General features: G+C 70.3%; 9 protein-coding genes. 3 read left to right on the forward strand and 6 right to left on the reverse strand.

The features are described 5' to 3' along the window. Positions 1–446: 446 nt before the first annotated feature. Both E4T13_RS17050 and E4T13_RS17055 read right to left on the reverse strand, forming a co-directional pair. The gene (locus E4T13_RS17050) at positions 447–2,147 is read right to left on the reverse strand and encodes a gamma-glutamyltransferase family protein (protein WP_170985038.1); all 1,701 of its coding nucleotides are present in this window, start codon (positions 2,145–2,147) and stop codon (positions 447–449) included. Next, entirely contained in the window at positions 2,144–3,709 is a 1,566-nt protein-coding gene (locus tag E4T13_RS17055; protein ID WP_137179487.1) for an ABC transporter substrate-binding protein, read from the reverse strand. Before E4T13_RS17055 ends, E4T13_RS17050 begins: the two co-directional genes overlap by 4 nt. Before the next feature lie 70 nt (positions 3,710–3,779). Here E4T13_RS17055 and E4T13_RS17060 point away from each other — a divergent pair, with 70 nt between their 5' ends. Continuing rightward, on the forward strand, positions 3,780–4,649 hold the full coding sequence (locus E4T13_RS17060; RefSeq protein ID WP_137179488.1) for an alpha/beta hydrolase: 870 nt from the start codon (positions 3,780–3,782) through the stop codon (positions 4,647–4,649). Between the two features lie 466 nt (positions 4,650–5,115). Here E4T13_RS17060 and E4T13_RS17065 read toward each other — a convergent pair whose 3' ends face one another. From E4T13_RS17065 to E4T13_RS17080, 4 genes are all read right to left on the reverse strand, one after another. Then, on the reverse strand, positions 5,116–5,343 hold the full coding sequence (locus tag E4T13_RS17065; protein WP_137179489.1) for a hypothetical protein: 228 nt from the start codon (positions 5,341–5,343) through the stop codon (positions 5,116–5,118). A gap of 345 nt (positions 5,344–5,688) precedes the next feature. Then, entirely contained in the window at positions 5,689–6,096 is a 408-nt protein-coding gene (locus tag E4T13_RS17070; RefSeq protein WP_137179490.1) for a hypothetical protein, read from the reverse strand. Beyond that, entirely contained in the window at positions 6,096–7,907 is a 1,812-nt protein-coding gene (locus E4T13_RS17075; protein WP_137179491.1) for a hydantoinase B/oxoprolinase family protein, read from the reverse strand. The genes E4T13_RS17070 and E4T13_RS17075 overlap by 1 nt, the downstream gene beginning before the upstream one ends. After that, the gene (locus E4T13_RS17080) at positions 7,904–9,985 is read right to left on the reverse strand and encodes a hydantoinase/oxoprolinase family protein (RefSeq protein WP_206030201.1); all 2,082 of its coding nucleotides are present in this window, start codon (positions 9,983–9,985) and stop codon (positions 7,904–7,906) included. The genes E4T13_RS17075 and E4T13_RS17080 overlap by 4 nt, the downstream gene beginning before the upstream one ends. A gap of 339 nt (positions 9,986–10,324) precedes the next feature. Here E4T13_RS17080 and E4T13_RS17085 point away from each other — a divergent pair, with 339 nt between their 5' ends. Beyond that, the gene (locus tag E4T13_RS17085) at positions 10,325–11,143 is read left to right on the forward strand and encodes an IclR family transcriptional regulator (protein WP_240791170.1); all 819 of its coding nucleotides are present in this window, start codon (positions 10,325–10,327) and stop codon (positions 11,141–11,143) included. Positions 11,144–11,172: 29 nt separating this feature from the next. Beyond that, positions 11,173–12,162, forward strand: coding sequence for a TAXI family TRAP transporter solute-binding subunit (locus tag E4T13_RS17090; RefSeq protein WP_137179493.1), 990 nt, complete (start codon positions 11,173–11,175; stop codon positions 12,160–12,162). The last annotated feature ends 9 nt before the right edge of the window (positions 12,163–12,171 follow it).

Here is a 12,171-nt window from a genome sequence, read left to right on the forward strand (position 1 = left end):
GCTGAAGGCACAAACACCTTCCGGCACCGTGGTATCCACACGCGCTGTCGCTCGCCTGCCGGCTGCTGCCGTGCAGGACTGAACCTTGCTCGGGACTCATCGGCCGTCCGGTGCGACGGGCGATCTCCTTGATCGCGGCTCCCGCGCTCGCCATCGCGCGTCTACCGCGGTTCTCCTCGAGCCGACCGCCCCCGCAGGCGGGACAGCAGCGCGCCGGCATGGCGCTTCGCACGGTCATGGCGATGCGCGTGCTGACGATCTCGACCTCGTCGAGCACCAATCCGACCGGAATGGCCGCGTGAAGATCGGGGCCGGACAGAGCGGGGCCCTTGAGGTGGATGCACCTCCTGCGCGCCAACCATGCAGCCGCCGGTGCATCGGCACGGAACGTGAGTCAGAGCCCGCTTTGCACGCCGATCCACACTGGGTCCCAGTTGGCCGCCGCCCTAGCGTGCGCTGACGCCAGAAGGTCGGCGTGGATCGGCTGCCGCCTCGATGCTGCCGGCCGCATCGGTGATGACGACGCCCACGCTCCCCGCGCGCCAATCCCACGCGGCCCAGGGTGCCACCTGGTGGCCCGCGCGCCGCATCCAGCCAAGCACCGCCTCGCCATAGCGGGCCTCGATCGCGACCCGGCCCGGGAAATGCTCATGCGGATCGCTCGAGCGCGGGAAGGACATGGTCGCGAAGCGTGGCGCTTCCACCGCGTCCTGCGCTGCCATGCCCTCGCGCGCGATCCGCAGCAGCACCTGGCCCATCGCCTGCGGCTGCACGTCGTCGCCTGGCGTGCCGAAGGCCATGCGACGGCCATCCGGTAGCCGAGCCATGGCAGGGGAGGTGGTGAGCCGCGGACGCCGCCCCGGCCCGAGGCAGGCCGGATGCGACGGATCGGTCCAGGACTGGCTCCCGCGCGAGGATGGACAGAGCCCCGTTCCCGGCACCATCGGGCCGGCGAAGCAGCCATCGCTCGGCGTCGCGGCGAACAGGCCGCCGTCGCGATCCACCGCGCAGATGAACGCGGTGTCGAGCTCCGGCTCGGTCCAGCGCGCGGCTGCGGCAGGGCGCCGTTTAGGTGGCGCCACGCCGGGCGGCGGCATGTCGCCGAAAGCGCGGTCGGCCTGCACCAGCCTCGCGCGTTCCGCGCCATAGGCGGGGTCCAGCAGGCGCTCGATCGGCACCGCGACGAAGTCGGGATCGCCGAAGCTCGCATGCCGATCCGCGAAGGCCAGCGCGAAGCTCTCGGCCAGGGCGTGGACCGCTTCCGGCTCGGAGAGGTCGCGTCCCGGCGGCAGCAGTGGCGCGGCGTTCACCAGCGCCATGCCGAGCACCGGCCCCTGTGACCAGGCGCTGCACATATGCACCTCCGCGCCGAAGGCGCTGGTGGTGACGGCTCGCTCCACCGGCACCGAGAATGCCGCGAGGTCATCGCGCTCCAGCCAGCCGCCCTGCTCCGCGTAGAAGGCGGCGATCCGCGCCGCGATATCGCCGCGGTAGAAGGCATCGCGCGCCGCCTGCAGCGCCGCCATGCGGCCCCGCGCTGCCGCCGCCCGCTCCTCCTGCACCAGGAAATTGAGCGTTGCGGCGAGCTCCGTCATGCGGATCCGCTCGCCGGGCCGCGGCAGGCGACCTTCCGGCAGGAACACGGCGGCGCTGCCGGGGGAGGCGCGGAAGCCGGCCTGGAACTCGCGCACCACCTCGCAGAACAGCTCCGTTGCCCGAAAGCCTTCGCGCGCATAGGCGATCGCCTGGCTCGCCACCTCGCCGAAGGACATGGTGCCGAAGCGGGCAAGCGCGGTGATCCAGGCATCGGGCGCCGCCGGCACCACGGTGCGCAACACGCCCTCCGGGATGCGCCCGCCATGCGCCCGACGAAAATGTTCCGCATCGGCGCGCCGCGGCCAGGGCCCGACACCGGCGATCACCGTCGGCGCCGCGTCACCAGGCGGCCAGACGATGATCGGCGCGACACCCGCGAAGTGGCAGAACTCGCCCTGGACGACATTCAGCACGAGGCCGCCCGCGACGCCCGCATCCACCGCGTTGCCGCCGGCATCCAGGATGCGTCCGGCCGCCTGGGCCGCCAGGTGATGCGTCGCGGCCGCGGCGTGACGCGTCGCGTAGCCCCGCGCGCGGTAGGGCGCGCTCACCGTGCGGGCCGGACCATGGTGGCCAGCGTGAACTCGTCCTGCCGCGGCGTCTGCACCAGCGTCGCCCGTGTCGCCCAGGCGTTCACCTGATGGTGCACCGGCACCAGCGCGACCTCCTCGATCAGGATGCGCTGCGCGCGGTCCATCAGCGCCGCGCGCGCCGCGGGATCGAGCGTGGTCTGCGCCTGTGCGAGCAGCCCGTCGAACTCCGCGTTGGAGTAGCGCCCGCGGTTGATCGCGCCGGTCCGGCGCTCGCGGTTCATCGTCGCGACGCTGGGCAGCAGCAAGGAGGCGGGCTCGGCCAGCTCGGTGCTCAGCCCGTGCATGAACAGGCTGAACTCGAAGCGTTGCGCGCGAGGCACGAACACCGCCTGTGGCATCGCATCGACGGTCGTGCGGATGCCGATGCGGCCCAGCATCTGCGCCACCGCCTGGCAGATCTGCTCGTCATTGACGATGCGATTGTTCAGGCAATGCAGCGTCAGGCGGAAGCCCTCCGGGAAACCGGCCTCGGCCAGAAGGCGCCGCGCTTCCGCCACATCGGCCGCCGGCACCGCGATGTCGGCCAGATGCCCGGAATAGCCGGGCGGCATGAACTGGACCGTCGGGCTCGCCAGCCCGTCCATCACGCGCTCCGCGATGCCGCGTCGGTCGATCGCGATTAAAACGGCACGCCGCACGCGCGAGTCGCGGAACGGGTTCGGCATCGGCCGCCCGTCATTGGTGGTCGCGAAGGGCGCCTCGCGCTCGCTATGGTCGGGGAAGAAGGTGACGAGCAGCGGCGAGACGCCGGTCACCACCTTGAACCGCGCATCCTGGCGCAACCGAGCGACCTGCTGCGGCGGGACATTGGCGATCATGTCCACGTCACCGGCGAGCAGTGCGGCGACGCGTGCGGCGGGCTGGGCGATGACGCGGAAGGTCACGTTCTCCCAGGGCTCCGGCTCGCCGGTCCAGGTCGTGCTGCGCGTGAGCTCCACGCGCTCGCCCGGCACGAAGCCGCGGAAGCGATAGGGGCCGGTTCCGACGGCGGCCCGGCCGGCATTGTAGTCGGCGGTCTGCGCATCGGCGCCGAGGCGTGCGGAGATGATGCCGATCTGGCTCACATAGGCCGGCAGGTCCGGGAAGGTCGCCGTGGTGGTGATGCGGATGCGCTGCGGATCCAGCACCTGCACATCGCGCACGGGCGCAAGGAAGAACGCGTAGCTGGAGGGGCTGCCCCGCACATCACGGGCGCGACGGAAGGTGAACGCGACGTCCTCGGCCGTGAAGGGCGTGCCGTCATGGAAGCGCGCATCGCCGCGCAGCGTGAATTCCCACTCGTTCGGCGCGGTGGCGCGCCATGCGGTTGCCAGCGCCGGCACCACGCTCTGATCCGGCGCTCGGCCCACGAGCGCCTGGTAGATATGTGCATGCAGGGACTTGTTCGGGCCGAAATTGTGGAAATGCGGATCCATCGAGGTCGGCGCGACCTCTACGCCAATCGTGAGGTCCGCCGCCCGCACGGCCGTTGCCGTGCCGAGCAGCAAGCCAGCCAGTGCGAGCCTCGCTACGATGCGCATCCTTCAACCTCCCGTCCCCGCCGAAGACAGGCTAGCCTGACCTCGGCCATAGACGAAAGGCGGCGCCGACATGGCGGTGTGGCGGCAATACGGACAGGCGGAGCTCGACGCGCAATTCACGCTGGATTCGATCGACAACCTCGATGCGCTGTTCGCGCGGCGGGCCGAGGCCGCGGAACGCGCGCGCGCCACCCTGCCTCACCGGGCTGGGCTGCGTTACGGACCAGGCCCGGCCGAGACGCTGGACTTCTATCCCTCTTCGTCGCCTGGCCCGTGGCCCCTTCTCGTCTTCATCCATGGCGGCTTCTGGCGTTCGCTTGATGCGCGCAGCTTCGCCTTCGTGGCCGAGGGCTACGTCGGTCAGGGCGTCGCTGTCGCCGTGCTTGACTATCCTCTTATCCCGGACGTGCGCCTGGACGACATCGTGGAGAGCTGCCGCCGGGCCGTCACCTGGCTGCATGGTCACGCCGAGTCCCTGGGATGCGATCCCTCGGCGATCTTCGTCTCAGGCAACTCGGCAGGAGGCCACCTTGTCGCCGAGTTGATGGAACGCACCTGGCCGGCGACGCATGCCGTTCCGGAACTGGTCATCGCCGGTGGCTGCGCCATCAGCGGCCTGTTCGAACTGGAGCCGGTGCGGCGCAGCGCGCAGAACGCAACGCTGCGCTTCACCCCGGAGGAGGCGGAGCGCCGCAGTCCCGCGCGCCGTGTGGGCCGAGGCGCGCCGCTCCTGGTCTCGGTCGGCGGGGCGGAGGCTGAGGAGTTCATCCGGCAGTCGCAAGACTTCGCCGCGGCCTGGGCGGAAGCCGGGAACCGGGCGGAGTTGGTCATCCCTGCAGGTGCGGACCACATTACCGTGGTGCTGGACGAATTCGCGGTGCCGGAATCGCGGCTGAACGCCGCGATGGTGACGCTGATCCGAGAAGGCCGCGAGGGATGAGCGGTCCGGCCTGAACTGTGTCTCTCGGCAACTCGCCGCGAGCTCCGGCAGGTGGAGGTGCTGGTTGGCCAGGTCATTTGGAGGGTGCTTTCGTGGCGGAGATTGCCCTCCGCTCCACCACCATCCTTCCTGACCAAGGGCCTGGGGAGATCCTGGGGTCGCCGTGGGACAAGGCGCGCCATACGGGCCGGTCTGCGGCGCTATCGCTGGCCGCTATCGCCCCGCCATCGGCGACGACGAGAGCAGCCGCTCAGCGCACCGGAGCGCCGGACATGCGCGCCTCGATCGTGCCGCGCGCCGCTCGCATTCCATCCCCTGCTGCATCAGGGTCTCGCGGTCGACCTGCAGGCTGATGCTCGTCGCCAGACCCGGTGTCGCGGCAGGCGCCCCACTGCGGGCGATGGTCCCGCTACACACCCGACATTGGCATTCCCGGTGAGCGAGCCGAAGACGCCGGTCGCCCTGCTCAGCGTTTGCCTGCAGTCGAGCCAAGCTCGGCGCGATGTCGGGACTTCGTCGTCAAGACATGCTTCGACTCGATGCGCTTGCGCCGCGCCTGCCGCAAGCACGCGTGCGAGCATGTTCGTTGTGCGCCGAGCGCGAGGAAACTCACGCCGCATTCGCTGCAGGAGATCAGCGAGAGCAACGTCGTGCGACGGTTGTCCGGCCGCGGGCCACCGATGCTTTGCGCCATGAGCGTTGGTCGGTCCTCTGGTGCCGCGGGTGCGGAGCAGCGTCAGGGAGCGGTGTACGACCACAGCGTGTGCGCGGGTGTGAGGACTTGTCAGGAACTGGGAGGAACCGTGCAGGCCGGGCCGACAGACCCGGCCTGCAGCGCCCGAGCAGCGCTGCTGACCTTGCGGGGCGGTCCTGGTGGGGAGACCGCATCGGCGCCGATCGTGGCGACGGTGTCACGCGCCGCCTCCGACGATGCGCGCAGCGCGTACACGCACAGCAGGCCGGGCCTCACCGTGTCGGGAAGCCCGTGCCGACCGCTCACCCGCCCCGCAAGGCGCGCAACGCGAGCGCCCGACCGGCCTCAGATGCAGATCAGGCCGCTGCCCTGCGGGCCGGCAGGCCGGTCGAAGGACTCCAGGGTGGCGAGCAGGTCGGCCAGAAAGCGTCCGACTGCCGTGGGATCCGCTCCGTCGTCGGGCAGGCGCAACAGCCAGGCACGGAAGGGCTGCGCCGGTATGTCGGTGGCCTCCCGCCCCGCCGCGCGCGCATCCAGCAGCGCCACGAGGACGCCAATCCCCTCCGCCGCATAGCGCCCGCGCATGTAGTCCAGGATGTCGGCCTCCATGTCGCGCGCATTCATGGCGGGGATGAGGAAATGCCCCATGCAGGTGCAGCCTGCGGGATGCACCGGCCGCGACAGGGCGACCCGCCACAGCGCCGCCGCCCGCTGCGCCAGCGCGCCCAGATCCGGCGGCGCGCCCGCCGACATCAGCCGGGCGTCAGGTCGAGCGGCGGCCCCTCGCTGGCCTCCGCCATGCTCGTGGGCCGCGCGGCGGAGACGTCGCTATGCGCCCGCAGCGCGCGTGTGGCGGCCTCGTCCACGCGGCCGGCGCCGTCCAGCACCACGCGGTACGTCTCGAGCGCCGTCTCGCGGCTGACATAGCCTTCGCGCACGTCGCGCGCGACGAGATCCGGGTCTCGCTCCATCGGCGGGCCGAAGCCGCCGCCGCCGCCGGAGCGCATCATGTAGGCATCGCCGGGCTTGAGGCGGACATTGAACACCTTGGCGTTCGGGAATTCGGTCTGCCATTCGCCGTTGCGCCGGAGGCCGATGCCGTTGCCCGCCGCCTCGCCGCCGCCATGCAGGCCCCAGGGCTTGCAGTGCATGCGGTCGATGCGCGTGGTGAGCTGGAAGGGCGCGAGCGCCTGCACAACCTGCTCGCAACCGAGGCCCCCGCGCCATCGCCCTGCGCCGCCGCTGTCCTCGCGCAGCGCGTAGCGCTCGACCAGCACGGGATACTTGGCTTCAAGCTGCTCGCTCGGGCCGTTATGCGTGTCGCCATCGTTCATGCAGACGGTGGCGGACATCCCGTCCTCGCTCGCCTTCGCGCCCCAGCCGCCGCCGAGCGGCCCGATGCCGACGATGTAGAATTTTCCGTCGTTCGGATTGATGCCGTGGATGTTCGGGAAGACCAGGTCGGCATGGTGGCCGGCCGCTACGCGGTCGGGGATGGCATCGGCCAGTGCCTTGAAGATCGTGTCGATCACCGTCATCGGATAGGTCATCCAGACGCGCATCGGCGCCGGGCGCTCCGCGCTGACCACCGTGCCCATCGGCATGATCACCTTCAGCGCGCGGAAGCTGCCTTCGTTCACCGGATAATCGGTGGGTGCGGCGAGGCATTTGAACGCCACCTGGGCGCAGGCGATGCCGGTGGTGACGCCGGAATTGTAGAAGCCGCGCACCTGCTTGGAGACATCGGAGAGATCGATCGTCATCTCCTCGCCGCGCTTCTCGATCCGCACGCGGATGGGCACGGGCTCGCCCACCTCCACGCCGTCATCGTCCATGAAGCTCTCCGCCTCATAGACACCGTCCGGGATGGCGCGGGTGTTGGCGCGGGCCAGTGCCTCCGACTGGTCCATGATCACGCTGATGGACTCGCGCACCGCCGTCCAGCCATAGCGGCGCACCAGCTCCAGGTAGCGCCGCTCTCCGGTGGTCACCGCGACGATCTGCGCGCGCAGGTCGCCCAGCGCCTTGTCGGGCAGGCGGACATTCATCGCGATGATGTCCACCAGGTCCTGGTTCACCTCGCCGCGCCTGCGGTACTTCACGATAGGGATCTGGATGCCCTCGGAGTATATGTCCGTCGTGACGGTGCCGAGCGTGCCGCCGACATCCAGCCAATGCGCCATGCAGCAGGCAAAGCCGATCAGCTCGCCCTCGTGGAAGATCGGCAGGCTGAAGGTGAAGTGGTTGAGGTGGCTGCCGGTGGTGTAGGCATCGTTGGTGACGAGGATGTCGCCCTCGTGGATGTTCTCGTAGCCGAAGTGGCGGATCTTCGCCTTCACCGTCTCCGCCATGCCGCGGATGAACATGGGCAGGCCGAGGCCGATGGAGACCGTCTCGCCCTCCTTCGTGAACAGGCCCACGGTGAAGTCCAGCGCCTCGTAAATGATGAGGTTGTAGGCGGTCCTCATCAGGTTGGTCTTCATCTCCTCCGTTACCGCCAGCAGGCCCCTGCGGACGATCTCGACGGTGACGGCATCCACTGCCGCGCTTCGTGTGTCGTTCATCGCACGACGCTCCCGATCGCGACCCGCAGGTTGCCTGCGCTGTCCACCTCCATCCGGTCGCCGGGCTGCAGCAGCGTGGTTGAGGCGTGTTCCTCGATCAGCGCCGGGCCTTCGATGCAGTTGCCGGCGCAGAGCGCTTCCCGCCGATAGACCGGCGTCTCCACCATGCCGCCGCGGTCACGGAAATAGACCGGCTTGCGCCGGCTGAGCGCGTCCGCCGGCGGCAAGGCGCCGCCTTCCGCCACCGCATGGCGCGGCGGCTTGCGCATGATACCGGTGACGGTGGCGCGCAGGCTGACGAGTTCCGCAGGCTCGCCGGGCGCGCTGGTGCCGTAGCGGATGCCGTGCTGCGCATCGAAATGGCGCTTGATCGCCTCGCGGTCCTGCGCGGCGAAGACTTCGCGCGGCAGCTCGACGGTCACGGCGTGTTCCTGCCCGACATAGCGCATGTCCGCCGCGCGTTCGAAGGTGATGCTGTCTGGACGCACGGCGGAGGTCTCGATGGCTGCCAGGCCCTCCTGCTCCATCGCCGCATAGAGGCCTTCGATCTCGCCGAAATCGGCCGTGGCCAGGCGGCGGAAGCAGGAGCGCACGAAGTCGTAGCGCAAATCGCTGTAGAGCATCCCATAGGCCGAGAAATAGCCCGGCGACCAGGGGATCAGCACCTGACGGATGCCGATCTCTCGCGCGATGGCGGAGGCATGCAGCGGACCCGCGCCGCCATAGACCACCATGACGAAGCTGCCGACATCGAGTCCGCGCTCCGTCGTCACCGCCTTCACGGCATAGGACATGGAGGTGACGGCGATGCGCAGGATGCCCTCGGCCGCTTCCATAGGATCCATGCCGAGCGGCGCCGCCACTTTCTCGCGCAGCGCGCGCTCCGCCGCCGCGATGTCGAGCCGCATCTCGCCGCCGAGGAAGTGCTCGGCATCGAGGCGGCCGAGCAGCAGGTTCGCGTCCGTCACCGTGGGTTCCGTGCCACCACGCCCGTAGCAGGCGGGGCCCGGATCGGAGCCCGCGCTCTGCGGCCCGACGCGCAGGCTGTTGCCCTGGCCCAGGCGCGCGATGCTGCCGCCGCCGGTGCCGACCTCGAAGATGTCGGTCATCGGGATCTGGATCGGCAGCGCCTGGTCGTAGCCGCCGATCAGCGCGCTGCCGGTGGTCAGCGGGCGGCCTTCATGGATCACGCCGGCCTTGGCGGTGGTGCCGCCCATGTCGAAGGCGATCGCATCCTGCAGGCCGAGCTGGGCGCAGATCGCCTGGGTGCCGATGACGCCGGCGGCCGGGCCGCTTTCCAGCATGCGCACACAGTCGCGCCGGGCATGCGCCACGGGGAACAGGCCGCCGGTGGACTGCACGACGTAGAAGGCGCCGCGGAAGCCGCGCGCGTCCAGGTGATCCGACAGCTCGCCCAGGTAGGTCGAAACGCGCGGGCCGACATAGGCGTTGGCGGCGACGGTCGAGACGCGCTCGAACTCGCGGTATTCCTGGCTGAGCTCATGGGACGCCGTGACGAAGACGCCCGGCAGCTCCTCCTGCACGATCTGCTTCACGCGGATCTCATGCGCGGGGTTGCGGTAGGAATGCAGCAGCAGGATCGCGACGGATTCGGGGCGCTGCGGCTTCAGCCCGCGCAGCACGCCGCGCAGCCCCTCCTCCTCCAGCGGCTTGTGCACGGCGCCGCTGGCCAGCAGCCGCTCCTGCACCTCGAACCGCCGGGATCGCGGCACCAGCGGCACGTGCCGACGGAAGAACAGGTTGTAGGCATCGGGGCGGTTGACGCGGCCGATCTCGTAGATGTCGCGGAAGCCTTCCGTCACCAGCAGCGCGGTGCGCGCGCCGCTGCGCTCCAGCAACGTGTTGATTGCGATGGTCGAGCCGTGCAGGAACAGCCGCCCGTCGCGGAGCGCGACGCCCGCGCCGTCCAGCGTGTGCTCGATGCCTTCGACCAAGGCGTGGTGGGTGGAGAGCGCCTTGCCGAAGCGCAGCGCGCCGGCCTGCTCGTCGAAGGCGGCTAGGTCGGTGAAGGTGCCGCCGATGTCCACGGCGATGCGCAGGCTGCCCGGTGACGTCACGATCTGCCGCGCATCCGGCGCCCTCCCGCTTGCCGCGCGGCTGGCCGCGCGCCGCCCGGATTTTCGGAATGCGAAAGTTTCTTCGCACGCTGGGCGAGTTGCCTGTATGCCGAGGCGGCTCACGCGGTGTCAATCGCGCGCTCGTCCGCCGGGCGAATCCACGGCTTGACCGACCAGGGCAAAGGCGCGCAGCATCGCCGTGAACGAAAAATCCTTCGCATTCCGAAAGTCCCTCGGAATCACGCGAAGGCGGCGCGAACACGGCGCAAGGCGAGGGAACCTTTGGCACGCGAGGCAGAGGCAGGCGGTCCATCCGCCGCCACCGCAGCCCGGAACCATGTGGGATCGCTCCTCAAGGGGCTGTCGGTGCTCGAGGCCTTCACCGCCGAGCAGCCGGAGCTCTCCGTGTCCGAAGCCGCCGCCGCGGCGCAGCTTGATCCCGGCACCGCCTATCGCATGCTGACCACGCTGGCCGAGGCCGGCTACCTCGCGCGCGATCCGGCGACGCGCCGCTTCCGCCTGACACTGAAGGTGCTCGATCTCGGCTTCGCCGCCATCGCGCGGCGCGACCTGCGCGACACCGCGCGGCCGATCCTGCGCTCGCTGGTCGGCGAGACATCCGAAGCCGCGAGCCTCGGCGTGCTGGACGGCGCGGACATCCTGTATGTCGAGCGCGTGCGCGCGGGCCTCACGCGGCTCGGCGTGGACATTCGCGTCGGCACCACCATCCCGGCCGCGACGAGTGCGATCGGCAATGCGCTGCTCGCCTTCCTCGACAAGGCCGAGGTCGCGCGCATCCTGGCGCTGCCGCCGCGTCCGGGCGCGCTGCCGATGGTGCCGGTCGATCCGGCGGCCCTGGCCAGGCGCCTCGCCGCCGCGCGACGCGACGGCTTCGTGCTGAACGAGAGCCCCTTCACGCCGGGCCTGCGCCTGCTGGCCGTGCCGGTGCTGGACGCTGACCGCCAGCCGATCGCGGTGGTCAGCGTCGCCGCGCCGTCATCGCGCGCCTCGGCCGCCGAGTTCCGCAGCAACCTGCTGCGCCCCGTGATGGCCGCCGCCGCCGAGATCGGCCGCGCGCTCGCCGCGGGCGGCGCCACCCTCGCGGTCGTCGCGCCGGCGACGCAGCCAAGACCCGGCCGGCGCAAGGCGGCCGCCTGACGACCAGGACAGCAAAGGGAGGAAGCAGCATGAACACCACACGTCGCGGCCTGATGGCTGCCACCGCGGGCCTTGCCATCGCACGGCCCGCCGCTGCGCAGGACACGCTGCGCATCGGCGCCATGCCGGTCGGCTCCGGCTGGTACGTCGCCGCCGCCGCCATCCAGCGCGTCATCGCGCCGGTGCTCGAAGGGCGCACGGTGGAGATCATCCCGCGCGGCGGCGGCGTGGCGAACCCGATGGTGGTGGAGCGCGGCACCGCCCAGATTGCGCTGTCCAACGTGCAGACCGCCGTGCTCGCGGCGAATGGCGACGCGCTCTACAACGGGCAGAAGGCTCAGAACATCCGCGCCCTCGTCGGCGGGCTGAACCCGGTCTTCATCGGCGCGATGGTGCGCAACGAATTCCTGCAGCGCAACAACTTCACCACGCTCGACCAGGTGCTGGATTCCGGCAAGCCGCTGCGCATCGTCATGAAGCCGCAGGGCTCGAACGTGCCGCCGGCAGTGGACACCATCCTGGCCGCGCACGGTCTCTCGCGCGACAAGGTGCGCGCCAATGGCGGCAGCATCATCCAGGTGGACGTGGCGCAGATCCCCTCCATCCTGCGCGACGGGCGCGCCGACATCCTGTTCGACACGGTCCTGCGCGGCCATCCGACCATCACGGAGATCGCGCTGACCGCCGATGTCCGCTTCCTTGACCTGTCGGAGAAGTCGCTGCAGGCGCTGGCGCAGGTCGGGCTTCGTCCGGCGATGCTGCCGCAATGGTTCCAGGGGCAGGACGGGCCGACGAAGAGCGGCGATTTCGGCACGGTGCTGATCGCCAATGCCGCACTGCCGGACGACGTTGCCTATCGCGTGGTGAAGGCGATCGTGGAGAACCGCGATAAGCTCGTCGCCGAGTACCCCGCCTTCAACGCCTTCAAGCCGGAGGATGCCTGGAAGCCGGAGAATACCGGCGTGCCGCTGCATCCCGGCGCCGCGCGCTACTTCCGCGAACGCGGCTGGATGAGCTGAGGCACCACG

The organism is Roseomonas sp. AR75 (assembly GCF_005222815.1).
Taxonomy (GTDB): domain Bacteria; phylum Pseudomonadota; class Alphaproteobacteria; order Acetobacterales; family Acetobacteraceae; genus Falsiroseomonas.

Bases quoted from the DNA above. Each gene is read 5' to 3' on its own strand.
- E4T13_RS17055 (WP_137179487.1), bottom strand. From the start codon at position 3,709: ATGCGCATCGTAGCGAGGCTCGCACTGGCTGGCTTGCTGCTCGGCACG.
- E4T13_RS17060 (WP_137179488.1), top strand. From the start codon at position 3,780: ATGGCGGTGTGGCGGCAATACGGACAGGCGGAGCTCGACGCGCAATTC.
- E4T13_RS17065 (WP_137179489.1), bottom strand. From the start codon at position 5,343: ATGGCGCAAAGCATCGGTGGCCCGCGGCCGGACAACCGTCGCACGACG.
- E4T13_RS17070 (WP_137179490.1), bottom strand. From the start codon at position 6,096: ATGTCGGCGGGCGCGCCGCCGGATCTGGGCGCGCTGGCGCAGCGGGCG.
- E4T13_RS17075 (WP_137179491.1), bottom strand. From the start codon at position 7,907: ATGAACGACACACGAAGCGCGGCAGTGGATGCCGTCACCGTCGAGATC.
- E4T13_RS17090 (WP_137179493.1), top strand. From the start codon at position 11,173: ATGAACACCACACGTCGCGGCCTGATGGCTGCCACCGCGGGCCTTGCC.